At 71.3% G+C, this 25,129-nt stretch carries 24 protein-coding genes and 1 pseudogene; 20 read left to right on the top strand and 5 right to left on the bottom strand.

The features are described 5' to 3' along the window. Positions 1-291: 291 nt before the first annotated feature. The 3 genes from ACFU53_RS05375 to ACFU53_RS05365 all read left to right on the top strand — a co-directional run bounded on the left by ACFU53_RS05375 (position 292) and on the right by ACFU53_RS05365 (position 2,828). A complete protein-coding gene (locus ACFU53_RS05375) occupies positions 292-588 on the top strand; it encodes a hypothetical protein (RefSeq protein WP_383986264.1) in 297 nt (98 codons plus the stop codon). Between the two features lie 328 nt (positions 589-916). After that, entirely contained in the window at positions 917-2,113 is a 1,197-nt protein-coding gene (locus ACFU53_RS05370; RefSeq protein ID WP_383986263.1) for a transposase, read from the top strand. Positions 2,114-2,138: 25 nt separating this feature from the next. Further along, on the top strand, positions 2,139-2,828 hold the full coding sequence (locus ACFU53_RS05365; protein WP_383986261.1) for a response regulator transcription factor: 690 nt from the start codon (positions 2,139-2,141) through the stop codon (positions 2,826-2,828). Positions 2,829-3,004: 176 nt separating this feature from the next. Here the strand turns inward: ACFU53_RS05365 and ACFU53_RS05360 are convergent, their stop codons facing one another. Next, the gene (locus tag ACFU53_RS05360) at positions 3,005-3,757 is read right to left on the bottom strand and encodes an arylmalonate decarboxylase (RefSeq protein WP_383986259.1); all 753 of its coding nucleotides are present in this window, start codon (positions 3,755-3,757) and stop codon (positions 3,005-3,007) included. A gap of 208 nt (positions 3,758-3,965) precedes the next feature. Here ACFU53_RS05360 and ACFU53_RS05355 point away from each other — a divergent pair, with 208 nt between their 5' ends. The 12 genes from ACFU53_RS05355 (at position 3,966) to ACFU53_RS05300 (ending at position 16,662) form a co-directional block, all read left to right on the top strand. After that, entirely contained in the window at positions 3,966-5,117 is a 1,152-nt protein-coding gene (locus tag ACFU53_RS05355) for an isopropylmalate synthase (protein ID WP_383986257.1), read from the top strand. A gap of 42 nt (positions 5,118-5,159) precedes the next feature. After that, positions 5,160-5,345, top strand: coding sequence for a lysine biosynthesis protein LysW (locus tag ACFU53_RS05350; RefSeq protein ID WP_383986255.1), 186 nt, complete (start codon positions 5,160-5,162; stop codon positions 5,343-5,345). A 1-nt stretch (position 5,346) separates the two neighbouring features. Then, positions 5,347-6,207 (top strand): RimK family alpha-L-glutamate ligase, encoded by an 861-nt coding sequence (locus ACFU53_RS05345; protein ID WP_383986253.1) that lies wholly within the window; start codon positions 5,347-5,349, stop codon positions 6,205-6,207. Further along, entirely contained in the window at positions 6,204-7,259 is a 1,056-nt protein-coding gene (argC, locus tag ACFU53_RS05340; protein WP_383986251.1) for an N-acetyl-gamma-glutamyl-phosphate reductase, read from the top strand. Before ACFU53_RS05345 ends, argC begins: the two co-directional genes overlap by 4 nt. After that, positions 7,256-8,059, top strand: coding sequence for an acetylglutamate kinase (locus ACFU53_RS05335; protein WP_383986249.1), 804 nt, complete (start codon positions 7,256-7,258; stop codon positions 8,057-8,059). Before argC ends, ACFU53_RS05335 begins: the two co-directional genes overlap by 4 nt. Before the next feature lie 11 nt (positions 8,060-8,070). Next, on the top strand, positions 8,071-8,634 hold the full coding sequence (locus ACFU53_RS05330; protein ID WP_383986247.1) for a type 1 glutamine amidotransferase: 564 nt from the start codon (positions 8,071-8,073) through the stop codon (positions 8,632-8,634). 66 nt (positions 8,635-8,700) lie between these two features. Then, entirely contained in the window at positions 8,701-9,849 is a 1,149-nt protein-coding gene (locus ACFU53_RS05325) for a Glu/Leu/Phe/Val dehydrogenase dimerization domain-containing protein (RefSeq protein ID WP_383986245.1), read from the top strand. Continuing rightward, a complete protein-coding gene (locus ACFU53_RS05320) occupies positions 9,846-11,585 on the top strand; it encodes an AMP-binding protein (RefSeq protein WP_383986243.1) in 1,740 nt (579 codons plus the stop codon). Before ACFU53_RS05325 ends, ACFU53_RS05320 begins: the two co-directional genes overlap by 4 nt. A gap of 251 nt (positions 11,586-11,836) precedes the next feature. Further along, positions 11,837-13,120, top strand: coding sequence for a pyridoxal phosphate-dependent aminotransferase (locus ACFU53_RS05315; protein WP_383986241.1), 1,284 nt, complete (start codon positions 11,837-11,839; stop codon positions 13,118-13,120). Positions 13,121-13,147: 27 nt separating this feature from the next. After that, positions 13,148-14,050, top strand: a complete 903-nt coding sequence (locus ACFU53_RS05310; RefSeq protein ID WP_383986239.1) for a fumarylacetoacetate (FAA) hydrolase — start codon at positions 13,148-13,150, stop codon at positions 14,048-14,050. 12 nt (positions 14,051-14,062) lie between these two features. After that, entirely contained in the window at positions 14,063-15,424 is a 1,362-nt protein-coding gene (locus ACFU53_RS05305) for an NtaA/DmoA family FMN-dependent monooxygenase (protein WP_383986237.1), read from the top strand. Then, on the top strand, positions 15,421-16,662 hold the full coding sequence (locus tag ACFU53_RS05300) for an LLM class flavin-dependent oxidoreductase (RefSeq protein WP_383986235.1): 1,242 nt from the start codon (positions 15,421-15,423) through the stop codon (positions 16,660-16,662). Before ACFU53_RS05305 ends, ACFU53_RS05300 begins: the two co-directional genes overlap by 4 nt. A 256-nt stretch (positions 16,663-16,918) precedes the next feature. On the opposite strand, the gene ACFU53_RS05295 is transcribed toward ACFU53_RS05300, so the two are convergent. Further along, positions 16,919-17,488, bottom strand: a complete 570-nt coding sequence (locus tag ACFU53_RS05295) for a PQQ-binding-like beta-propeller repeat protein (RefSeq protein ID WP_383986233.1) — start codon at positions 17,486-17,488, stop codon at positions 16,919-16,921. 670 nt (positions 17,489-18,158) lie between these two features. Between ACFU53_RS05295 and ACFU53_RS05290 the strand changes: the two genes are divergently transcribed. Next, positions 18,159-18,461, top strand: coding sequence for a hypothetical protein (locus ACFU53_RS05290; RefSeq protein WP_383986231.1), 303 nt, complete (start codon positions 18,159-18,161; stop codon positions 18,459-18,461). On the opposite strand, the gene ACFU53_RS05285 is transcribed toward ACFU53_RS05290, so the two are convergent. Further along, complete coding sequence (locus ACFU53_RS05285; RefSeq protein ID WP_383986229.1) at positions 18,412-21,153, bottom strand: tetratricopeptide repeat protein; 2,742 nt, start codon at positions 21,151-21,153, stop codon at positions 18,412-18,414. The genes ACFU53_RS05290 and ACFU53_RS05285 overlap by 50 nt on opposite strands. 237 nt (positions 21,154-21,390) lie before the next feature. On the opposite strand from ACFU53_RS05285, the gene ACFU53_RS05280 reads away from it, so the two are divergent. Continuing rightward, positions 21,391-21,780 carry a hypothetical protein gene (locus ACFU53_RS05280; protein ID WP_383986226.1) on the top strand — a complete coding sequence of 130 codons (390 nt, stop codon included), beginning with the start codon at positions 21,391-21,393 and terminating at the stop codon, positions 21,778-21,780. Between the two features lie 88 nt (positions 21,781-21,868). Here ACFU53_RS05280 and ACFU53_RS05275 read toward each other — a convergent pair. Beyond that, a pseudogene (locus ACFU53_RS05275) lies at positions 21,869-21,952 on the bottom strand (IS5/IS1182 family transposase); the annotation flags it as partial. 113 nt (positions 21,953-22,065) lie between these two features. Next, positions 22,066-22,497, bottom strand: coding sequence for a winged helix-turn-helix transcriptional regulator (locus ACFU53_RS05270; RefSeq protein WP_383986224.1), 432 nt, complete (start codon positions 22,495-22,497; stop codon positions 22,066-22,068). 112 nt (positions 22,498-22,609) lie between these two features. Here ACFU53_RS05270 and ACFU53_RS05265 point away from each other — a divergent pair, with 112 nt between their 5' ends. From ACFU53_RS05265 to ACFU53_RS05255, 3 genes are all read left to right on the top strand, one after another. Continuing rightward, positions 22,610-23,245 carry an FMN-dependent NADH-azoreductase gene (locus tag ACFU53_RS05265; RefSeq protein ID WP_383986222.1) on the top strand — a complete coding sequence of 212 codons (636 nt, stop codon included), beginning with the start codon at positions 22,610-22,612 and terminating at the stop codon, positions 23,243-23,245. Positions 23,246-23,562: 317 nt separating this feature from the next. After that, entirely contained in the window at positions 23,563-24,243 is a 681-nt protein-coding gene (locus ACFU53_RS05260; RefSeq protein WP_383986220.1) for a DsbA family protein, read from the top strand. Positions 24,244-24,448: 205 nt separating this feature from the next. After that, positions 24,449-25,081: an NAD(P)-dependent oxidoreductase gene (locus tag ACFU53_RS05255; RefSeq protein ID WP_383986218.1), complete on the top strand. Its 633-nt coding sequence runs from the start codon at positions 24,449-24,451 to the stop codon at positions 25,079-25,081. Positions 25,082-25,129 lie beyond the last annotated feature (48 nt).

Raw genomic sequence — 25,129 nt, 5'->3', positions numbered from 1 at the left:
CCTCGGACATCCCTCCGCCACGGGGAGTTCGGGGGCCGTCGGGGTGCCGGCGCCCGTCCGCCCGGAGAACGGATCCGATCGGCAGACCCGCGGGCCGGAAGAATCCCCATACGCGTCGGTGGGCTCTCGGAGCGCGCCGGCACCGCCTTCTCACCGCCGCACGGCCACACCATCGGCCACCGGCTCCCGCCGGCCCCCGAACCCGTCCTCGCCGAGCGCCCGGCGTCGGCGCACGGATGACTCACGCGCGACGAGGCTCTCTGGAGTCCCTCCGCGCGGCGGACCGCGAGGTTGTTCGCCGGCATCGCGGCGGGCAGGGACGAGACGGTCGGGCACGCGTTCCGGGACCACGCGCTACCGAGGTTCCGCACCAACCACCGCGAGGATGCGAACACGCCACTGAGGGCGCGCACGCCGCCCGAGACCCCGGAGCCCCGCTCCGGCCCGCACGCCGGCCCGCACTGCCAGGCCGCACGCCTGGCCCGCACGCCGGGCCGCACTGCCGGGCCGCACTGCCGGGCCACACCTGACGTACGCGCCGGTGGACGGCACCTGACGTACGCCCCGGTGGACGGCACCAGCCGGTGACGCGCCTGACGGCCGGGCCCCGGACCGGCCGCCGAAGGTACCTCCCCCGGCCTTCGGCGGCCACGGGCCCGTTGTTCACGAACTGTTGACGTCGCTGCCGCGATCCTCTTCCCTCGCACTGACAACACGCCTGCCCAGGCCCGTTCCGGGCGCTGCGCCCGCCTCCGCGCCCTCCGGGCCACTCTTCGCACTGGTCAGAAGGCGAAGTCGCGAAGTCGCCGATCAGCCGGTGAAATTTTCCTTCGAGACGGTATTTTTATGGCCGCGAGGATGCTCCGTACACCTGATCCGGGTGCGGGCGATCTACGACGAGGGGGCATGACGTCAGATGTCGTCAGGAGAGATACGCGCGGCCGATACGAGCGAAGAGGCGCGCACGCAGACGTTCCTCGAGGAGATCTTCCGGCCGCTTCACCGGGTGGAACAACGCCGTTGGGCCCGGGCGTATCTGCGGGGCCTGCTCCACGTCACCGGCAGGAAGACGCCGCGGCGCATGGCACGCACCGAGTCGCTCCCCCCGGCCGCGGCGCAGGGGCTGCACCAGTTCATCAACGCCAGCCCATGGGACTGGGAGCCGGTCCGCCGCAGGCTCGTCCTGGGAATCGCCGGGAGCACGACGCCGTACGCCTGGACCGTCGCCGAACTGATCATCCCCAAGCGCGGCGAGCACTCGGTGGGCGTGCACCGCCGTCCGGACCCCGTCACCGGACTCACCGTCAACTGCCAGCGGGCGGTGGGGCTCTTCCTGTCCGCGGGCGCCCACTGCTTCCCCGTGGACTGGAGTCTGGTGCTGGACGCCACCTGGGGACGGGAGCGGCGGCGCAGACTCCGGGCGCGCATACCGGAGACGGTGACCGCGCGCCCCCTGGGCGGCCACGTCCTCGACTTCGCCGCCGGCGTCGCCGCCGAGCCCAGGCTGCCCGAGGTGCCCTGGGTGCTCGACCTGACGCGGTACGACGACGCCGGCGGGGTACTGGCCGGGCTGGCCCGGCAACGGCTCGACATCGTCTGCGAGGTCGAGCCGGGCCAGGTCGTGTTCACCGACGACCACTTCCCGACGGTCATCACCGTCGGCGAGCTGATGGAGGGCCGGTACGCCCGGCAGCCACCGGTGATCACGCAGGCGGCAGACAGCGCGGCCAAGGCGATGCCGATTCACACCTACGCCGGTACGGTGCGCCTGCCCCGGCGCACCACCGGCCGGGACGACTCGGTCAGGTACCAGGTTCTGAAACACCCGGCCCTGAACGGACGCCAGCCCGCACGGTACTGGATCACCAGCCTCACGGACCGGCCCGTGAAGGAGGTCATGGCGTCCGTGCGCAGCCGCACAGCCGTACGAACCGCCGTCGCCACGCTGCGCGAACACTTCGGCGTGCTCGACTTCGAGGGCCGCTCGTTCCCCGGCTGGCACCATCACATGACCATGGCCTCGGCCGCGTACGCCATCCGGCATCTCCCCGGCGGCCCCGGCCCGGTCCCCTCGGTGCCCGCCCCAGCCGCCCCGGCAGAAGCCGCGAGCTGACACGGCGCGAAGAGGAGCCTCGCACGTGAGCAACGTACTCGTGGTGGAGCAGGACGCCTCCGCCGCCGAAGCCATGGTGCGTGATCTGCGCCGGCAGGGCTACACCGCGCTCAGCGTCGACACGGGCGCGCGGGCCCTGCGCATCTACCGCGACGCCGATCTCGTCCTGCTCTCCCTGGAACTGCCCGACATCGACGGCCTGGAGGTGTGTCAGTCCTTACGGGCCGAGAGCGACATTCCCATGATCGCCTTCACTCGCCTCGACGAGGAACTGGAACGGGTCCTCGCCCTCAAGGCGGGCGCGGACGACTGTGTCACGAAGACCTGGGGATTCCGGGAGATAGAGGCCCGCATCGCAGCGGTGCTGCGCCGCTCCCGGCCCCGGTCGGCCGCCCCCCAGATCATTTCCCTGCGCCCGCTGCATATCGACCCGCGCACCCGGGAAGTACGCCTGCGCGACCGGCTCGTCGACGTCACCTCGAAGGAATTCGACCTGCTGTGCATGCTCGCCGCGAATCCGGAAACCGTGGTGTCCCGGAAGGAGCTGATGGCGAAGGTCTGGGGCATCAACTGGTCGCAGACCAGCCGGACCATCGACACGCATGTGAGCAGCCTGCGGACGAAACTCGGATCCAGTGGTTGGATCATCACGGTCCGCGGCGTCGGATACCGTCTCGGCCACGCCGGCCGGGCACCGGAAACATTCACGGACTGAACCGCTGCGGGCGAACCGCCGTTCGGGAATCACCGTAGCTGAACCGTCATTCCAGAAAAGCCGCTCGAAACGAGGTCCCACCAACGCCGCGAGCCATTTCAGAAATTCCGTACCGCACATACCGAGGGCCCAGGGCCGTACGCGCCCCGGGCCCTCCGCCTCGTCACGCCACCGGGTCACTCCACCCGGTCCTCCAGCCGCCTCAGCAACGGGTGGGCGGCACCCGTGCCGGCCCCCGCCGCGCGCCTGGCCCACCAGGCGGACGCCAGGTTCGAGGACAGCAGGGGGCGGCCGGTGTCCTCCCGGGCGAGTTCCGTGAGGGCGGCGAGCGTGCCCATGCCCGTGCCGGTGAACAGCAACGCGGTGCCGCCGGGACTCCGGCGCTCCCGTATGCGCCGGAGGATCTCCCGCGTGGTCACCTCGTAGGGGTCGTAGAGATCGCCGCCGTCCGGGTTCCGCGCCGCCGGGACGAGCACGACGTCGTCGACCTTGAGCCCGGCCCGTTCCCAGAAGGCGCGGGACGTGTCGGTGAGCCATGGCTCGTAGGGCGAGACGAGTGTGAGACGGGTCTCGCCGAGTGCCTCGCACAGCGCGAGGATCGCCTGCGTCGAGGACACCACGGGGTAGCCCACGTGTGCCGACAACTCGTCGCACAGCGCGCGATCGCCGTCAGGGTTCAGCAAATAGTGCGAGGCACTGCAGGCCACCACGGCGGCGTCCAGGCGCATCCCGCCGAAACCGCCGAGGGTGTCGGGGAGCACACGGTTGTACGTCTCCAGCATGGCCCTGAGTTCCGCGCCAGGAGTTACCGGGAAACGCGCGGTGTACACATTCATTCCGGCACCGAGCAAACAGTTGAACTCCGGTTCCGCGGTGGGGTTCTCCGGCGGGACGACGACCCCGACTCGGGGCAGTGAGAAAAGGTCCATGCCAGCACCGTAGGACTCGCGTCACGACAACGGCAGACACCGCCGCCTGAAATGACATCGGACGCACACCGGTCTTTCATTTCTTTTCCTGCTTGACACTTCTTGACACTCCCCCACAGAGCCCTGACCCGAATTCTCTTGATCCGCCCCGGGGTTCGGGAGAGCGTATGGACCACGACCTGCCGAACCCTTTGAAGGAGTGAAGGCAATGACCACAGAGTTAATCCCCGAGGAAATACCGGCGCTGCCCCATGTCTCCGACGCGACCCTGCGGGATTCCGCGCACATGGCCGGCGTCGAGTTCGGCCCGAAGGACGCGGCGACCATCGCCCGGCTGCTGGTGAAGACCGGCGTCGACCTGGTCGAGGTCGGCATGGTGTCGGGCCCGGGCGCCAAGGACGCCGATCTCGTTCTCGCCACCCATGAGGCCGTCGGCCCCGAGCGCAGCATGACGCTCGTGGTGGTGCGGGACCGCCAGCAGGTCGCGAAGGCCCTCGACGAGGCCGAGCGGCTGGGCGTGCGCCACGTCATGTACTCGATCCCCACCTCCGAGCAGCACGCCAGGCTGAAGCTCGGCTCGCCCAGCGCCAAGTTCCTGCAGACGCTGGCCCGTTCGGCGATCACGCAGGCCAAGGAGCGCGGCTTCCACGTCACCTTCAGCGGCGAGGACGGCGCCCGCACCCCCGAGGAGCGGCTCGTCCCCTATGTCACCGCGGGCTTCGAGGCCGGGGCGGACCGGTTCCGGCTCGCGGAGACCGTCGCGTATCTGTCGCCCTGGCAGATGGAGAAGGTGATCGCCGATCTCACCGCGATCGACGGCTCCGAGATCGAGATCCACTCGCACAACATGCTCGGCATGGCCGTCGCCAACTCCCTCGCCGCCGTCCGCGCGGGAGCCCGGTGGATCTCGGCGACCGTAGGCGGCATCGGCGAGCGCGGCGGCAACGCGCCGCTGGCCGAGCTGCTCACCTCACTGCGTGTCATCCACGGCGACACCCGCTTCGACCTGACCCATCTCACCGAGCTGTCACGGGTCGCGCTCAAGGGCGCCGGCCTCGGTGAGGCGTTCCAGTCGGGGCCGACCACACCGCACGCCTTCGCCTACGAGCTGCCGGGTCAGCTCAACCATCCCGAGGCGTACGAGACGCTGCCCGCCGAACTCGTCGGCAACGCACGTGAGTTGAAGGTTCGCAGCCGCCTCACCCCCGCACTCGTCAAGTGGGCGCTGGACGGCTCGGGCGTCTTCGTCGACGTCGACGCGTTCACGCCGTGGCTCGTCGAACGCCAGGAGCGCGGCGGTGCCCCGCTGCTCGACCGGGACGCCATCCGCAAGGCCGCCATCGACTTCCAGGCCGCCTGACCCTTCTCCCTCCTTTCCCGCACCACGTAACGGAGTTGACTCATGCCCACCGCCACCCTCAACGGCAGCTGCCCCGAGTGCGAGACCGATCTGACCGTGCCGCCGATCGACCGAGGGGAGACCCTCTCGTGCCCCGAGTGCATGCTCACGCTGCGCGTCGAGCACGTCCAGGACGGCCGGCTGAGCCTGCAGATGGTCGAGGTCCAGCTGCGCGACTGGGGTCAGTGAGATGACGGAGCCCTCAAGGTCTGTCGCCCTCGTCGCGGACCGGATCAGCTGGGAGGAACGTGAGCTGATCAGGATCGGGCCGGACTTCGGCCTCGCCATCGAGTGGGTCAACGACGAGTCCCTGTGCCTCGGTCACCCGGACGCCCCGTCCGTGCGCGACTACGACGCCCTGCTGCTGCGCAGCCGCAGCTACACCCGCGGCGGGCTGATCGCCACCCTCGCCGAGGCGGCCGGAGTGCCGGTCCTCAACACGGCGAGGGCGGTGCACGCCTGCGAGAACAAGGCGGTCCTGCGCACCGTGCTGCGCACCGCCGGCGTGCCCGTGCCGGACCACCGGCTCGTGCTGTCCCGCAGGGACTTCGAGAAGTCCCTCGAAGAACTGGAGCTGCCGCTGGTCCTCAAGCCGGTCTACGGCGGCATGGGCAAGCGCGTCACACTGCTCCGGCACACCGACACCGCCCAGTCCGTGTACGACTACGTCGAGGACCTCGGGCACGCCTTCGAGCAGGCCTGCCTGGTCGAGCCATACCTGGGCGGCGGCACCTCGGTGCGCTGCCTGGTCGTCGGAAACGAGCTGGTCGGCGCTGCGGAGTTCGCCTCCGGCGGCACCGACTGGCGCAACAACGCGGCGCTCGGCAACAGCAGCCGCGCCGTCGCCCACGACCCCGACGTACTGAAAATCATCGACGGAGTGGTGGCCGAACTCGGGCCCGGGTTGTACGGGGTCGACCTCTTCGGCACCCCCGACGGTTACGTCGTCAACGAGGTCAACCACGCCCCCGGATTCCGGGCGGTGGCCTCGGCGACCGGGGCGGACATCCCGTCGGCCGTCGCCCGTCACGTCCAGGAGCTGATCGCGTGATCCGTGCAGGAGTCGTCGGCGCCTCCGGGCTCGCCGGCGGCGATCTCATCCGGCTCATCACCCAACATCCCGATCTGGAGCTGACCTTCCTCGGCGGCTCCTCCAACATCGGCCGCCGCCCCGCCGAACTGCACCCGGGGCTCCGCCTCGACCTGGGCCTGACGGTGCAGCCGGTCACCGAGGAGGTCGCCGACCAGGTCGACGTCCTCTTCCTGGCCACCCCGGCGCCGGTGTCGGCGGAGCTGGCCGCACTGCTCGCGGACCGGGTGCCGGCCGTCGTGGACCTCAGCGGCGCGTTCCGTATCCGCACGCCCGAGCTGCACGACCGCTGGTACCCGAAGGTCAAGCGGCGCACCGACCTCGCGGACCGTTTCGTGTACGGCGTACCAGAGCTGATCGGCGACCAGCTGGCGGACGCGGCGCTCATCTCGCTGCCCGGCTGCTACGCCACCGCGATCACGCTGGGCCTGGCCCCGCTCACCCTCGGCCTCGGGCTCGACCTCAAGACCGTGGTGGTGGACGGCAAGAGCGGCTCCAGCGGCGGTGGACTGCAGCTGCGCACCCCCGACCTGCACCCGTTCCGCAACGGCGCCATCACCCCGTACTCCCCGACCGGCCACCGGCACGCCGCCGAGGTCGGTGACTTCCTGGAGCGCAGCAAGCCCGGCGCGGTCGGCTCGCTGAGCATGTCCGCGTACGGCGTCTCGCATGTGCGCGGCCTGCTCACCAGCTCCTACGTCTTCACGGACGACCCCGTCGACCAGCGCGAGCTGCAGCGGGCGTATGTCCGCTTCTACAAGGAGCACCGCTTCGTGCGGGTGCGCCGGCACACCGAGACGCTGATCCCGGTGCCGGACCCGCAGGCGGTGCTGGGCTCCAACTACTGCGACGTGACGGTGCTTCACGATGACGAGGGCGGCCGGATCGTCGTGCTCGCGGCCCTCGACAACCTGGTCAAGGGCGCGGCGGGCCAAGCCGTGCAGGCGGCCAACATCCGGTTCGGACTGCCCGTGGAGACGGGCCTGACGATGCAACCGGTGATGCCGGCATGAGCGAGAGGGCACCCGAGCGCACGCCCACCGTGGTGAAGCTGGGCGGCAGTTGCCTGGACGATCTCGCCGGCGACTGGTGGGACGACCTGGCCCGGCACGGGCAGGAGCGGCCGCTGGTCCTGGTGCACGGCTGGTCCAAGCCGCTCAGGCAGCTCAGCCCGCGCTACAGCGAGCCGTCCGCGATCCTCCGCGACCGCTACGGCAACCAGAGCCGCTGGACCACCCCCGACGTCATCACCGACATCAAGACCGTCAGTGCCCGGCTCGGCGAAGACGTCCTCGGCCGCCTCGAGAAGCGCGGCATCACCGCGGAACGTCTCCTCGGCAGCGACGGACTGGTCACCGCCGGCGAGGGCGAGCGCTGGTGGTGGCAGAACAAGCAGCTCGTCGAGCTGGAGAACCTCGTCGGCCCGATCACCGGGGTGGACCCCTCGGCGCTGAAGAATCTCCAGCCGGGCCACGCCTATCTCGTGACCCCGCTGGCCAGGAACGCGGCGGGCCAGGAGGTCAACACCGACGCCGACCGGGCCGCCGCCGCGATCGCCGGCGCCACGGGCGCCACCGACCTGGTGCTCGTCACCGACGTCGCCCATCTGCTGATCGACGGGGAGCCGGTGCGCCGGATCACCGCGAAGGCAGCGGCCGCCTTCCGCGACAAGGGCGCCACCGGCGGCATGCGCAAGAAACTACGCGCCGCCGGCGAGGCCCTGGACGCAGGCGTGGAGCGCGTCGTCATCGGCAGCGCGGCCGTCACGGACCTGCTCGCCGCCCGCACCGGCACCGTCATCACACGCAGCTGAGGAGCAAGTACGTGGCGCACTCCCGTGTACTCGTCGTCAACAACGGAACGCTGTCGCTGAAGCAGCTCCGCAAGCGGTTCGAGGAGCTGGGCTCGGACACCGAGGTGGTCGACGCGGCGTCCGTGCCCGCCCGGCTCGACGGCCGTTACCAGGCGATCGTCCTGAGCGGCACCAAGGTGCGGGCCTACGACCGCGACCACTACAGGCCGCTGGTGGACCTCGTCATGGGCTCCGACGTCCCGGTCTTCGGGATCTGCGGCGGCATGCAGATCCTCGCGGTCGCGGCCGGCGGCCGGCTCGCCGAGGGACCGCAGCGGGTCGGCGGCCATGAGGCACAGGTCGACAAGTCCGAGCCGCTCTTCACCTACGTGAAGCCGACGGTGACGGTCTTCCACCGGCACACCCTCTACCTCCGGGAAGCACCGGAGGGCTTCCGCTCCATCGGCCGCTCCGAGCACGCGCCCGTGGAGTTCCTGCGCTCCGACGACGGCCGCGTCTTCGGCGCCCAGGCGCATCTGGAGTTCCGCAGCGACGGCCTGGAGATCCTGCGCGGCTTCGCCCAGCTCTACCAGTGACGACGCGCCGAGCACACCCCCGACTTCATCCACGTACTCCCCGTACTCAAGGACTTGGACTTGGCAATGAGTGAACTGGCATCGAGTGAACCGGCATCGACTGAACCGGAAGAGCCTCAGGACCCCGCGTTCACGGTCCACCTGAACGGCAGCGGCGGCACCCTCAAGGGCTGGGTGGTCGTCGACTCGCTGTACGACGGCCTGGCCATGGGCGGTGTGCGGATGACGCCGGGGGTCACCGAGGAGGAGGTGGCCGACCTCGCCCGTGACATGACCCAGAAGTTCACGCTCGCCGGGCTCCCCATCGGCGGCGCCAAGGGTGGCATCGTCTCCGACGGCAGCGACCGCGAGGAGACCTTCCGCACCTTCGGCCGCACGGTGAAGCCGCTGCTGCACGGCGGTATCCACCTCGGTATCGACATGGGCGTCACCCCGGCGGACCGGGCGGTGTTCTTCGCCGAGGCCGGCTACGACCCCCGGTACCGGCTGGGCGCCCCGGACATGCCGATCGACTGGCGCACCTACTACGAGCCGCTGATCGACTGCACCGGGCACGGCGTCGGGGTCGCGGCGGTCACCGCCCTGGAGGAGAGCGGCCGTACCAGGTCGGCCCGGGTCGTGGTGCAGGGCTTCGGCGCGGTGGGCCGGGCGGTGGCGCGGTTCCTGGAGGACCGGGGACATGTGATCGTGGGCGTCGCCGACGTCGAGGGCACCATCAGGGCCGACCGGCTACCGGTCGCCGATCTGGTCGCGATCACCGACGAGTTCGGGCGGATCGACCGCTCCCGGCTGCCGCAGCACGCCACCGTCACCGCCGAGCCGGACGCCTGGCTCGACATCGACGCCGACCTGCTGGTCCTGGCAGCGCAGAAGTACGCGCTGAACGCGGACAACGCGCACCGGCTGCGCTCCGGCCTGGTGGTCGAGGGCGCCAACATCGCCTCCACCGCCGAGGCGCGCGAGAAGATACGGGCCTCGGGCGCCTTCGTGGTGCCGGGCGTGATCGCCAACATCGGCGGCGCCGGCTCGGCCGCCCTGGCCGTCACCCGCGTCGTGCCCTTCGACCTGGCGGCCAAGGCCCGCAAGGCGTGGGTCTTCGACTGGGTCGGCGACCGGGTCCGCCAGAACACCCGGGACCTGCTGGAGATCGCCGCCGGACGTCCGGGCGACCCGCTGCCCGAGCTGCTCCACGTCCGTGGGAAGGAGCGCGGATGAGCACGGCGGCGACGAGTCGCGCCGCCACGGGCCCGACCCCGCACGCCGACCCGGCGGGCCTGTCCCCCGAGGAGCGGGCGGCCGAGTACCGGCGCCGGGGCTGGTGGCGGGACGAAACCTTCCTCGACGACCTGCACCGCCAGGCACGGACACGGCCGCACAAGCTCGCCATCGCGGGCCGTCGGATCGCCGAGTCCCGCACCGACACCCTCGACTACGCCGAACTGGCCCGGCTGACCGACCGATTCGCGCTGGCCATGCTCGAACTCGGTGTGCGGCGCGGTGACTTCGTCGCCGTGCAGCTGCCCAACCGGTGGGAGATGGTGGCGCTGATGTTCGCCTCCCTGCGGGTCGGCGCCGTCATCTGTCCGATCTCCCCGATCTGCCCCGAGGACGAGCTGCGCCACCGCCTCGTCCTCACCGAGGCCCGGGTGTGCGTCACGCTCCCGGAGTGGTCGGGCACGCCGCTGGCGGAGATCGTCACCGGTTTGAAGGAGGAACTCCCCTCCCTGCAGCATGTGTTGGTGGTGGACGGGCAGGCACCCGAGGGCGCCCTGTCCTTCCACGACCACTTCGTGGCCACGGCCCGCGAGGAGCACCGGGTCCGCGACCTGGACGGCCTCGCGCTGACGGCCGACGAGCCGTTCGTCGTCCTGTTCACCTCCGGCACGACGGGCGAGTCCAAGGGGGTGCTGCACAGTCAGAACACGGTCCACTCGGCCGTACGCGGCTACGTGGACGCCTTCGGACTCGGCGACGACTGGGTCGCCGCCGTGTCCACGCCGCTCGTCCACTACTCGGGCTTCGCGCAGGGTGTCCTCGCGGGCGTCATGCTCGGCGGCACGGTGGCCTTCCAGGACATCCGCAGGAACGAGACGCTGCTCGACCTGGTGGAGCGCTACGGCGCCACGCTCCTGTACGGGCCGCCCGCCACGCTCGCCGACGTGGCCGCCTCGCAGCGGGCCGAGCGGCGGGACACGAGCTCGCTGCGGCACGTGGTGATCGGCTCCGCGCCGGTTCTCGCGGACCTGTCGGCCGAGGTCCACGAGACTCTCGGTGCCCGTGCCCACTCCCTGTGGGGCATGTCGGAGAACGGTCCGGTGACCATGACGCGGCCCACGGACCCCGACGACTGGGCGGCGCACAGCAACGGCAGCGCCATCGACTCCATGGAGACCCGTATCGACCCTCCCCCACTCTCGGCTTCGCTCGAACGGGGGGACCCCCATGGCATCGACGGCGAGAGCGATCACGTGGGCCGGCTGAAGGTGCGCGGCGCGTCCCTGGCGCTCGGCTACCACCGGCGCGAGGAGGCGTTCGCGGCGGAGCTGGGCGCGGACGGCTGGTTCGACACCGGGGACCTCGCGCGGGACGACGGCCGAGGTGGCATCCGCATCATCGGCCGGGCCCGCGACGCGATCGTCCGCGACGGCTCGGTGGCGCCGATGACGGAGCTGGAGGCGCTGATCGGCAGCCACCCGAAGGCGGTGGAGGCCGCGGTGGTGGGCCTGCCGTCGGCGACGGCGCCGGGCGGGGCCACGATCTGCGCGGTGGTGGTCCCGAGCGGCGGCGCGAACCCGTCCCTCGACGACATCCGCACCCACCTGCGGGAGTCGGGCCAGGGCGACCGCTTCCTCCCGGACCGCCTGGAACTGCTGCCGGCGCTCCCCAAGACCCTGACCGGCAAGGTCCGCAAGGCGGAGCTGCGTCAGCGGTACGCAGCGCCGACGAGCTGACCGAACCGGCAGACCGGCGAGCCGGTGGTCCGATCGCCCGACCGGCCGTGCCCCTGCCCCATCGGCCCACCTGCTCACCTGCTCACCTGCTCCTGCTACCTGCTCACCTGCTCACCTGCTCACCGCCCGCTGATTGGCCGATCGCTGAGCCACCAAGCCACCAACGGCGCTCAGCCGCCTCCCCGACAGACCGGCCGCCCCTCTCCCCCCTCCTCCGACCCGCCCTCTCCCCCTTCCCGTTGGAGCCTGAAATGCCCGAACCCGCACCGGTCTCCATGTCGGCGACGCTCGCCGCCGACGAGGCCATGGCCCGGCGGCGCCTCGCCGGGGAACAGGTGCTGTCGATGACCAGTGGCGAGATCGGTCTGCCCGTGCACCCCGCGCTGCGGGAGCGGCTTGTCGCCGCCGCGGATGAGAACGCGTACGGCCCGGTGCCCGGCAGCGAGGCGCTGCGTGCGGCCGCCGCCGGGTACTGGGGGCGGCGCGGCCTCGGCACGGACCCCGGGCTCGTCGTCGCCGGGCCGGGCAGCAAGCCGTTGCTGTTCGCGTTGCTGCTCGCCATCGGCGGCGACGTGGTCGTGCCCGTGCCGAGCTGGGTGAGCTATGCCGCGCAGGCCAGGCTCGCCGGGGCCCGCCCCGTCGCCGTACCGACCCGGCCGGGCCAGGGCGGCGTACCCGACCCGGAGCGGCTGCGCGAGGCGGTCACCGCGGCACGCGCCGCCGGGCAGGACCCCCGGTCCGTGGTCGTGACGGTGCCGGACAATCCGACCGGCACCGTCGCTTCGCCCGGAACAGTGCGGCGACTGGCTGCGGCAGCCCGGGAGTTGGACCTGGTCATCGTGTCCGACGAGATCTACTGCGACCTCGTGTACGACCCCACGGCACCCGCCGAGTCCCCGGCCCTGCACGCCCCCGAGCGCACCGTCGTCACCACCGGACTCACCAAGAACCTGGCGCTCGGCGGCTGGCGCACCGGCGTCGCCCGGCTGCCCGACGGCGACCTCGGGCGGGCGCTGCACGGTCGGCTCGTCTCGATCGCCAGCCAGATCTGGTCCAGCCCGACGGCACCCGTGCAGACGGCCGCCGCGTACGCCTTCGGCGAGCCCGCCGAGATCACCGAGCACATCGCGGCGAGCCGTCGGCTGCACGAGGCGGTGGTGCGCGCGGTCGCCGACCGCTTCATCGCGGCCGGCGCCACCCTGGCCCCGGTCCGCGCGACCTCCTACCTCTACCCCGACTTCGAACCGCTCCGGGACCACCTGTCCCGGGCGCATGACGTCCGCGACGGCGACGACCTGGCCCGCTTCCTCAGTGAGCGCCACGGCCTCGGCGTACTCCCCGCGAGCGCCTTCGGCGAAGTCCGGCACGCGCTGCGCATCCGGGCCGCCACCAGCCGCCTCTACGGCGACACCGAAGAACAGCGCCGAACCGCCCTCGAGGCACCGAACCCCCTCGAACTGCCCTGGATCCGAGAGGCGGTCGACCGCGTCGGCACGATCCTGACCGACCTCACCGGCACTCCCGTGGCCCCCTGATCCCGACAAGAGCTGGAGACCTTCACCATGTCTGACCCGATCCTCTTCGAGGCCCTCTACCAGGGCGAACGTCACGTCGGCTTCGACCGTCCCGAACCGGGCACGGAGCAGACCCTGTACCGGGTGTCCGACGGGCAGCTCGCGTCGGCCTTCATCGCCACCGATGGCTCGGCGGCCGCGATCAGGGCCGCCGTCACCGAGGGCGCCGAGGCGGTCACCGTCACCGCCGGCGACCCGGCCGTACGCCCGCTGCCGCTGCTGCTGCCGACGGCCACCGGAAACGCGCTGCTGAGCGGTTTCATGGGCACGCACAAGAAGAAGTGGGGCGGGAAGACCGCCCCGGAGGGCGAGTTCACGCCGCCCAAGTGGTTCTTCAAGGGCTTCGGCGACTGGGTGCGGCTGCCGGGCGAGACGCTCAACGTGCCCGCGAACCCGGTCGCCCTCATCGAGGAGCCCGAGGTCGCCCTCGTCTACGTCAACGACGCCGACGGCACCCCGCACTACGCCGGCTACACCTTCGGCAACGACCTGTGCGACATCGGCCTGCACCGCCAGGACCCCGGCTACAACCCGTACTGCAAGCTGTGCGACACCGCCCTCGCGCCCTGGCTGTTCCTCGGCGAGCCGCCGGCCTCGGTCACCGGCCGGGTCACCATCGAGCGGGACGGCGCGACCGCCTGGGAGGGCAGCTTCGACTGCGGCGGCGACGCCCTGTACTTCCGGATGCGGGACATGGCGGCACACCTGTTCTCGTTCCCGGCGGTACGCCGCCCCGGCCTCGTCAACTACGTGCTCCTGGGCGCCGACGAGGCCAGCTTCCACGACGGTTTCCGGATCGCCGACGGCGACAACATCGCGATCGACGTCAAGAGCCACGGCGTGGCCTTCGACAACACGGTGCGGTACGTCTCCCCCGCTCCCCTCGTCTGAGAGGCAGGCTCCATGACCGCCGTCGTCAGAAAACAGGTGCACCTCGCGGCGCAGCTTCCAGGCGTCCACAACGTGACCGTCTGGTCCGACCCGCGGTCACGGAGCCAGATCGCCATCGACTCCTTCGTACGGCTCGCGCGGACCGCCGAACGCGGCAAGTTCGACTTCTTCTTCCTCGCCGAGGGACTGCGGCTGCGCGAGCACAAGGGCGAGTTCTACGACCTGGACGTCGTGGGCCGCCCGGAGAACCTGACGATGCTCGCCGCGCTCTCCGCCGTCACGCACCGCCTGGGACTGGCCGCCACCGTCAACGCCACCTTCAACGAGCCGTACGAGGTGGCGCGCAGGCTCGCGACCCTGGACCACCTCAGCGGCGGGCGCGCGGCCTGGAACGTGGTCACCAGCTTCGACGCGTTCACCGGCGAGAACTTCCGCCGGGGCGGCTTCCTCGCGGAGGCCGATCGCTACACTCGGGCCGCCGAATTCCTTTGTACAGCCCGAAAGTTGTGGGACAGCTGGGCCGACGACGCGGTGCGCGCGAACGTGCGGGCCGGGGAGTTCACCGACTCCAGCGCCGGTGTGTTCGCCCACCGGGGGCCGCACTTCGACATCGCGGGGCGGTTCAACACACCGCGCGGCCCACAGGGGCATCCCGTGATCATCCAGGCCGGGGAGTCCGAGGCGGGCCGGGAGTTCGCCGCGGCGGACGCCGACGTCATCTTCAGCAAGTACAACAGGCTCGACGAGGCCCGCGCCTTCTACCGGGACGTCAAGGGACGCCTGGCCCGGCACAGCCGCTCCCCCGACGACCTGTTGGTCATCCCCACGGCCACCGCGGTCGTCGCCGAGACCGACGAGGAGGCCGCAGCGTACGCCGACGAGATCACCCGCGCCCAGGTGAGTCCGCAGACCGCGATCGCCCACCTGGAGGCCGTGTGGGGCCGCGACCTGTCGGCGTACGACCCGGACGGGCCGCTGCCCGATGTCGACCCCGAGCCCGACTCCCAGCTCCTGAAGGGGCATTCGGTGTTCCGCAAGGGCCGGGAGGAGACGGCACGGCGATGGCGCAAGCTCGCCGAGGAGCGCGGGCTGAGCATCCGCGAGCTGGTCATCGAGGTCCACGGCGGGCAGACCTTCGTCGGCAGCCCGCGTACCGTCGCCGACGCCATCGACCACTTCGTGCAGACCGACGGCGCCGACGGCTTCGTCCTCGTCCCGCATCTGACACCCGACGGCCTCGACGACCTCGTCGACCGGGTGGTGCCGCTGTTGCAGGAGAAGGGCGTGTTCCGCGAGGACTACACGGGGACCACACTCCGGGACCACCTGGGCCTGCGCCCCCGCACCCGCACATCCACCGAGGAGGACGCGTGACCGGCACCCCGCTGCACCTCGCCGTCGCCCTGGACGGCGCGGGCTGGCATCCGGCGGCCTGGCGGGCCGAGGATGCCCGGCCCGCCGAACTGTTCACACCGGGGTACTGGGCGGACCTGGTGGCCGAGGCCGAGCGGGGCCTGGTCGACTTCGTCACCCTGGAGGACGCCCTGGGCCCGCAGTCCGCCGCCTTCCACCGTCCGGACGACCGCGTCGACCAAGTCCGGGGCCACCTCGACGCGGTGCTGCTCGCGGCCCACCTGGCCCCGCTCACCGCACACATCGGCCTGGTCCCCACCACGAACGTCACGCACACCGAGCCGTTCCACGTCGCCATCGGCATCGCGACCCTCGACCACGCCGCCGAGGGCCGTGCCGGATGGCGCCCGCAGATCTCCTCGCGCGCCGCCGACGCCGCCCACTTCGGCCGCCGTACGACACCGCGGCTGACCGACGCCGACGTACGCGACCCCGAGCTGATCGCGGCGCGGCTGCGGCCGCTGTTCGCCGAGGCCGTCGACGTGGTGGAGGTGGCGCGGCGGCTGTGGGACAGCTGGGAGGACGACGCGGAGATACGGGACGCGGCGACAGACCGCTTCATCGACCGCCGCAAACTGCACCACATCGACTTCGAAGGCACGCACTTCGCCGTCAAGGGCCCCTCGATCACCCCGCGTCCGCCGCAGGGCCAGCCACTGGTCGTGAGCCTGGCGCACGCCTCCACGCCGTACGAGTTCGCGGCGCGCGCCTCCGACGTCGTCCTGGTCACCCCGCACGACCGCGCGGGCGCCCTGGCGATCCTCGCGCAGGTCGACGAGGCCGTGACGGCGGTCGGCCGGGACCTGAGGACCCGTCCGCTCAGGCGATTCGCGGAACTGCTCGTCTTCCTGGACGACGAGCCGGGCGCCGCCGCCCGCCGCAAGGCCCGCCTGGACGCCCTGAACGGCGCCGAACTCGCCTCGGACGCCGAGATCTTCACCGGAACCCCCGGCGACCTCGCCGACCTGCTGCTGGACTGGCGCACCGCCGGCCTCGAAGGCTTCCGCCTCCGCCCCGGCACCACGCCCCACGACCTCACCGCGATCACCCGCGGCCTGGTCCCCGAGCTCCAGCGACGCGGCGCCTTCCGCACCGCCTACGACGCCACGACCCTGCGCGGCCACCTGGGCCTGCCCCGCCCCGACAGCCGCTATGCGAAAGCCGGTGGACCCTCACACCCGTGTGAAGGTCGGCCCTGAACCAACCGCAGCATGTGCAGGACTCGGACCACGACCACCCCGACCCGACCCAGTGGCTCCGCACATCCACCCGCTGGCTCCCCGGCTCGCACGCTGGAGGAGTCGTTCCAGAGGGGGCCGGGGCTACGACAGCCGTAGGCAGCGCGTCGTCGACACGGCGGACTGTGGTGGCGGTCGGCCGCGCCCTCGCGGCTCACCCGCGCCATCTGCCGAGGCGAGTGTCGGTGCGGTCGGGGTTGACGGGGCCCGGAAGTCCTCACCACGCAGGGCCAGAGCCACCACACGGGGCATCCGCGGATGACTGTGGCCTCCACCGGGGCGAGGCCGTGGACCCGCAGCCACCACTGGGCCGGCCCCGCGAGGAACAGTCGCGGCGACGGGGTCCGGCGCGGTGTTTCGTACTGTACGTAGGCGTCCCACCGGCCCGCACGCCGGTCGCGGCGTCCACCGCGTACAGGTTGCCGTCCTGGCTCCCGACATACACCACACCGCCCGCCACGGCCGGCGACGAGAGCACGGCGCCGCCCGTGCGGATCTTCCACCGCTGCTCGCCGGAGGCGGCGTCCACCGCGTACAGGTTGCCGTCCCTGCAGCCGACGAACACCACACCGCCCGCCACCGCCGGTGACGAGGACACGGAGTCACCGGCGCGGAACAGCCATCGCTGCTTGCCGGATGCAGCGGAACCTCTGCCGCGCATCTTCCAGCCGACGAAGCCGAGTCCTGCGGCGGTGGTGCTGCCGAGGCCGAGCAGGGTCTGTCTACGGGTGATCCCGGCCGGGCGTGCCCCAGCCTTCGTGGGCGGCCGGGACGGGAGCCGCGCCATGGGCGGCGGGAGGTCGACGTCGCGCTGTTCCCCCGGCCGGGCCGGCGCCGGGCGCTCCGGCGGGGCGGCGGGGCGGCACCGGGTTCCGCCGGCGCCGGCTCTGTGGGCGGGGGCTCGTACGTCTCGGGCGATGCGGGTGGTGGAGCCGGGGGCGGCGGCGCACCGACGGTGCGCGAGTGCACGGTCGCGGCGACCGGCTCGGGGAGCCAGTCGGCTGGCCGCCGAAGGTATCGGCCAGCTGGTGCAGCAGCGTGGTCACCGTGGGCCGCCGGTCGGGCTCCTTGGCCAGGCAGCAGGCCACCAGGATCCGTAGGGCTGGCGGAAGTTGGTGCAGGTCGGGTTCTTCGTACACGACGCGGAAACTGAGGGCGTGCGCCGAGCCGGTCCCGAACGGCCCGATGGCTTGTCCACCGGCCGGACGATCACCAGGAGGCGCCGCCGTGTCCTGGAGAGGCCCAGCCTTCCAACACGCTTCAGCACCCCGGCGCCGACCGGGGGCACCGTCCTCCCGCACCGGGCCGGAGCGGGGGCCGCGATCCTCCGTCCCGACCTGGTCCGATGTAGGTGCCGGCGGGTTCGGCGAGGGACAGCGAACGGGCCCCGGCCCTAGGTTCGGCAGCCTCAAGGCACGGCAGCGGCACCATGCCGACCGCCGCCATCAGGAGGCATCATGCGCAGGACCATGTCCGTAGTGGGCGTACTCATGATCGTGGTGGGCGTGGCGTTCGCCGTGCTGAGCCTGCTGACGTATGTGAACAAGGACGAGCGGATCCAGGCCGAGCATTACGTCTATGACCTCCAGCTCTCGCCCGAGCGCGAGGCGGTGGCGAGGGAGCACCTTCGGAGCGTCGAGGACCGCGAGCGTCTCAACATCACGGTGGCGATCGGCGGTACGTCCGCGGCCGTAGCGGGAGGCGCGGTTGTCAGGACTGTCCGTCGGCGGGGGCCCGCGGTGCCTTCTCCGTCGCGTTGAGGTCCTGCGGGACCGTGACGGCCCGTTCCTGCGACCACCGCGTCAGCAGTTGGCCGGCTTCTCGGGTACGCGGATGGTTGGCGCCCTGGACCCGGATCATGTCGGCCAGCAGAGTGGTGAGCCGGTCTGCGGCGGTGGCGTGGTCACCGCCGCGGTGCAGGAGTTCGGCCTGCTGCTGCCGGGCCCGCAGGGTGCGCGGGTGGTCGGCGCCGAGGACCCGTTCCAAGGTCCGCCGGAGCCGCTCCAGTCGGCCCGTCGCGACGGCGGTGTCGCCGGCGACGCCACGCCAGAAGGCCAGGTTGACCTGGTAGGTCAGGGTGGTGGGGTGCTCGGCGCCAAGCGCGAGTTCGGCATCGTCGGCCGCTGTGACGAACTGCTCGATCGCCCCATCGAGGTCGCCGGCGATTGCGTGCCAGTAGGCGAGGTTGTGCCGGGCTACGAGGGTCTCGGGGTGCAGCCGGCCGACGACGGAAGCCAAGCCGTCCACCGCCTGCTGATAGGTGGTGACAGCCAGCCGCACGTCACCCGTCTCCCCGATCCACCGGCTGAGGTCGGTGAGGACCTTCAACGTCGCCGGATGCCGGGGCCCGAGGTCCCGCTCCAGTTCCCGGGCGATCGAGGCGTACGCGACGCGCGCGCCGTGGGCGTCCCCGGAGAGTCCGCGGCACAGCGCGACGTATTCGTCGGCGGCGGTCACCAGCGGGGCACCGGCGCCGAGCGTCGCCCGCGCCTCGGCGGCCAGGGTGACGAAGTCGGCCAGCGCGGCGTCGATGAGGCCCGACTCCATCCGGAAGCGCGCCTCGTGCAGCCGGATGGACAGCGTGTCCGGGTCCGCGCGGCCGAGGCTGTCCTCCGCCTCGCGCCTGATCTCCGCCAGCGACCGGACGGCCGCCGTGGTGTCCCCGAGGTCGCCCCCGGCCTGGGCCGCCTGCGAACGCAGCGTCAGAACGTCCCGGTGGCCGTCGCCCAGCCGCCGCCACGCCTGATCGGCCAGGCCCTGTGCCATGTCCCGGGCCGCGGCGGGACGGCCCAGAGCGCTCAGATGCGGCCCCAACCGGCGGAGCAGGGGATGCAGGCCGCCGCCGTGCCAGAGGTTCCCCCCGGCATTCGCCAGCAGCACTTCGGCGCTGCGGTAGAGGGCGGTCTCCGTCTCCGGTTCGCAGTCCGGCGCGGACCACACCTCCTCCAGCCCGTCGGCCGCGGCCGTGGCGAGCCGTTCGCGGCGGTCGGCCGGTACACCGTCGCGAATCGCGCGCTGGACGAGGGAATGCACCTCGACGACCGCCGGGCCGGCAGGCCCCTGGTGGGTGACCAGACTCAGCCGGTGCAGTGCCCGCAACGCCAGCAGGGCGCCCCGTTGCGGGACAGGGTCACCGCCGAGCCAGTCGCGCGCCGCCGAACCGAGCAGTACGGCGTCGGGAATGCCGTCGGGCGCGTACATCGAGATCAGTTCGAGCATGGCACGGGCGGTCCCGGGCGGTGCCAGCGACTCCGCCCGCCCGAGGGCGAGTTGCAGGGTGCTCGTCACCGTGCCGCCATGCTCGTCCGCGGGGGAGGAGGGCGGGAGCAGACCGGCGACGCTCTCCCGCCGGTCAGCCAGAAGGCTCAGGTACACGGGCAGGTCCATGCCGGTGTCGATGAGGAAGGCAGCCGCCTGCGACAGGGCGAGCGGAAAGTGGCCGAGGACTGCGGCAAGGGCCGCCAGATCCTCGCGGCGGTGGGCCTGGGACCCGTGGTGCCCGGCGGCCGGACCCAGGTCGAGCAGCAGCCGGTCGGCCAGGTAAGCAGTGGCTTCGTCGGCGGTGAACACGCCGACGGGAATCACCCGGACGCCCGGGCGCAGCAGCGTGGCGTCCCGCCGGCGGGTGGTCTGGACGGTCCGGCCGACGTCACCTGCGGGCCAGAGCCCGGCCAGTTCGCCCGGGTCGTCGATGTCGTCGAGGACCACGAGCCAGGGGGTGGCGGTTGATCTCAGCCAGGCCAGGAACAGGTCGGCCTGGGTCTCGTCGTCGCCGCCCGGGTCGACGCCGGGCGCGGGGGCTTCCCCCGCGATGCTCGCGAGGCGCGCCGCGGACAGCGCCCGCCACGCGCGGGCGTAACTGCCCAGAACCGAGAGGCGGTCGCCGGCGGGCACCCAGAGCAGGATCCCGGCCCGCTGCTTGGCGCGGTGGAACGCCGCGGAGGCCAGTTGCGACTTGCCGACGCCGCCCGCGCCCGTGAGCAGGATCTGCCGGACGGATGCGTCTCGCATGCCCGCGTCGATGCTCTCGGCCAACCCGTCACGCCGCCGCAGTGCGGCGGCATCACTCGGCGGACGGCCGATCACGATCTGCGGTTGAGCCTGCGGCTGCGGCTGCTGTCCAGGGGCGGGGCTGCTCCGGTAATCCCGCGCGGCACGCCACAGCCGCTGCCAGTGCGCCACCGTGGGCTGATCGGCGGACGCGCCTCCAGCCGCCCTCTCGACGGCCTGTACCAACGCCATGACGACTTCGAACCTGCGCGGTACCGACTGACCGCTGGCCCATTCGCCGAGCCTGCGCGCGTTGACAGCGACCCGGCGCCCGGACGGCAGCTCCACCGCGCTGGCCCGCCGGGCCAGGGTCTCGTCCGACACGTCTGGCAGCCGCCGACGCAGCCGGGTCAGCGCCTCCGCAAACCTGACTCTGGGATCACCGGCTTCACGATCGTCCACCCGTGCCTCCCCCACCCGCCACGCTGGTCACCCGAGTCTATGCGACGGCACCGCCCCCGGTCCGGCCCGCAACGGAGACCGGTTTGCCGTCACAGCAGCCTCAGTTGACCTGCTCGGACAGCCCGCGCCGGCTGCCTGGGACGGACTGCTGGGACGGTCACCGGCGCCGCACCGCCCGTACCGTGGACCTGCTGTTGTGGGGCGTTGGTGCCGGCACTGAGAAGAAGGGGCCTCCCCTTGGCCGTTGAACGCGCACATCCCGAAATGATCCGTGATGAGCATTACGTTCGGTCCTTCGATGGCCGGCAGGGCTACGCGCATGTGCGGGCATGGCGGCCGGCACCGGATCAAGTGACTGTCATGATCAGCGGCCTGCACGGCGGTTCCACTCTGAAGAAGTTGCTTCCCTTGCTGCGCGACGAGTACCCGGACGACACGTTGGAATTCTTCTTCCACGTGCCCTCGGACTGGACAGCGCTGGGGTACTACGCAGCGCTGACGGTGGGTTCCGACGGCACAGTCGTCCAAACGCGTATGGCTGGAGACACGCTGGCCGCACGCCTCGGGCCCACCCTGTACGCGACCGAGGACCCGGACGACGATTCGGTCGGCGGGGACAGCCCCTGAGTCACAAGCGCCGTCTACGCGCGGCTTCGCGGCACCCAGGACCGGATCGCGTCATCCAGGATGCCGATCCGCGCCCTGACCTGTTGGGTTATCCGCCGAGGGCCAAGTTGTGGAGTCGGGCGATGCCGAGCATGGCCTGGTGAACGCCATTGCCCTTGAGTCGGCAGTCCCGCCATCGCGACTCTCCTCAGGCGTGCTGTGCTGGTGTGACCGGCCACGGCAGTCTGCGAAGAGCCGCAGAGATTGACGAATATTGCCTGCCGACCACTCGGGGCCTGGAGAGGGTCAGCTTTTCGCGTTCGTGGGTGTCGGCTTCGTTGTCGCCTGGCCGGCGTGCGCGCGGTGCTCACGGATCTCGTCGTGATGGGTCGAGGCCCAGTCGATCAGGGAACCGACGATGTCGAGGAGGCTGATCCCGAGGGGGGTAAGAGCGTACTCGACGCGTGGGGGGACTTCGGCGTATGCGGTTCGGGTGACGAGGCCGTCCTGGACGAGCTGCCGCAACGTGAGGGTGAGCATGCGCTGGGAGATCCCCGGCACGGTGTGGTGCAGATCGGAGTAGCGACGCACGCCCTGTTGCAGAGTGGCGATCACGAGCAGTGTCCACTTGTCGCCGACACGCTCGAGAATCTCGCGGATGAAGGCGGACTGCCCTGCAGGAATACGGGCGCACGGCCCTGTCGGCATCGTGTCGGTGGTTACGCCGGCGGTGTCCATGACGCACATACCCCTTCGGTACAGACATGAATGTGCCTTTTGTAGGCGTCTCCATACTGTCGCATGATGGCGCTGCGCACAAAAGATAAGTTTCGGTTCCGGAGGTACTTTCATGTCCTATCTGCTGCACATCGATTCCTCCTCCCTGGACAGCTCGGTGTCCCGGAAGGTCGCCCAGACCTTTCGGGATTCCTGGCAGGGGCCGGTCGTGCACCGTGACCTCGGAGCCGCACCGGTGCCTCACCTCAGTGCCGCCGGCATCGCTGCTCGCGGCGCGGACCAGGCCGCTCGCACCCCGGAGCAGGCCGCGGCCGCGGCGATCCAGGAAGAGCTGATCGGGGAGTTCCTCGGTGCGAGCGCCTACGTGTTCACGGTGCCGATGTACAACTACTCGATGCCCTCGGTGTTCAAGGCATGGCTGGACCAGGTCATGACCGTGGGTGCCACGATGGCACTTCCCGACGGGCCGCCGGCCGCCGGCCGCCCTGCCTTGGTTGTATCCGCCCGTGGCGGCGGCTACGGCCCCGGCACCCCCAACCACGGCATGGACCATGTGATCCCCACCCTGGAAACCGTCCTGGGACATCAGCAGACGCTCGGCCTCGACGTGAGCGTCCTGACCCCCGAGCTCACCCTCGCCCCGGTCGTCCCCTACATGTCCGAATTGGTACCGCTGCACGAGGCGTCCCTGGCGGACTCCCATGAGCAGGCCCGCAAGCTCGCCGAAACCTTCCAGGCCGCCCTATAGGGCCTGAAAGGGTCGCTCTCGGCTGCACACACGCCCGGCGCGGGACGGTCTTCCGGATTGACCCGAGGCCCGTACGGCGCCGGGACTCGCCGTCATCCGCGGTGTCTGGCTCCCGACCCGGACCAGCCCGAAGTCCCGCCTGCGATGACGGGACGAAAGCCGCACTCGCGGCAGATCGATCGCCTGCTCCTCCAGCGGGTCGCCGACACCTGTCCCTTCAGCCACGTAGCCGCACATCGGCGATCCACCCGCCATCGCCGGCCGTCTCCGTGCCCCGCCCCCGATCGGAAAGACCCGTGCACAGGAATGAGGCTTCCATGACCACGTTCACCGCGCCGGAATCATCGACGCCGGACACCGGCTCCCCTCTGGTCATCGAGTTGTGGACCGATCTGGGCTGCCCCTGGTGCTACATCGGCAAGCACCGGCTCGAGCAGGCCATCACCACAGCTGCAGCCGGGCAGGTACAGGTAGTCCTTCGTTCCTTCCAACTGGATCAGGACATGGCCTCAACACCGGTATCGGTGCCGGAAGTGTTCGTCGCCAAGCACGGAGGCACGGCCGAGCACGCCCGCCGGATGGAATCGCAGATGGCCGCACTGGCCCGCGCCGAGGGCCTGCCGTACAGCGTGGACCGCCCGGCCGCGAACACCTTCGACGTCCACCGGGTTCTGCATCTCGCCCGCGCTCACGGCGTGGCCACACCGATGTTCTCGACGTTGCAGCGCGGCTACTTCGCCGGCGAGCTCAACCCGTTCGACGACGACGTGCTGGTCCAGGTCGCCGCCGACGCCGGAGTTCCGGCCGAGGAGACCCGTGCGCTGCTGTCCGGGGACACCTGCGCACAGGCCGTCCGCGACGAACAGGCGGCGGGCCGGGCGCTCGGCATCACGGGGGTGCCGTTCGCGGTCTTCAACGGCACTCACGCCGTTGCCGGCGCCACCCATGTCCAGGGCTACGCAACCGCCATCGCGCAGGCACGGGGAGCGTCCGCATGACTGCACCCACCACGCGTCACTCCGAGTCGGCCGACTGCGACACCCTCGTCGCGGCCGGCGACGTCGAGTCCCACGACACGCCTCCACCCGCGCTCACGCTCATCAGCGCTCCGGAAGGCGCGTTCTGCGACGCCCAAGGCCACTGCTCGGATGGAGTTACGGAGATGAACCCTGCCCTGTGGCCCGGTCCCCTAGAGGTGAACCCATGCGCATAACCGTCTTCGGCGGTACCGGCCCCACCGGTCTGCTCCTGATCAACCAGGCCCTGGCCGAGGGCCACGAGGTCGTCGCCTACGCCCGTACGCCCGCGAAACTGCCCTCCCACCAGCGGCTCACGGCGATCCAGGGACAACTCGACGACGCATTGGCCATCGGCGAGGCGGTGCGCGGCAGCGACGCCGTGCTCAGCGTGCTGGGCCCGGGCAGCAACAAGGCGGACATTCCCCCGCTGGTCTCCGGCTACCGCAGCATCATCGCGGTGATGCGGGAACACGAGGTCGAACGCCTCGTCGCGCTGGGCACCCCGAGCATCACCGACCCGGCCGACCGCAGGGAGCTCAAAGTCGGGCTCATGGTCACCGGCATCCGGAAGTTCCAGCCCGTGGCCTACGACGCCATCGTCCGCATCGGACAGACCGTCCGCGACTCCGGGCTGAAGTGGACCATCGTCCGCGTCCCGCTGCTGACCAACGGCCCGAAGACCGCCGCGATCAACGTCCGCGCGGTCGGCGACAAGGGCGGTGTCCGCCTCTCGCGGACCAACGCGGCCGCGTTCCTCCTCCAACAGGCCACCAACTCAACCCATATCGGCACAGCACCGTTCATCACCGACAAATAAAGGAATGGTGCGGCTCCTTTTGAGTGAGCCTGACCCTCAGGCTCACTC

This window comes from Streptomyces sp. NPDC057474 (genome assembly GCF_042802555.1).
Lineage (GTDB): Bacteria > Actinomycetota > Actinomycetes > Streptomycetales > Streptomycetaceae > Streptomyces.
Note: the sequence above shows the minus strand (reverse complement) of the source record. Positions and strands in the feature narration are given on the sequence as shown.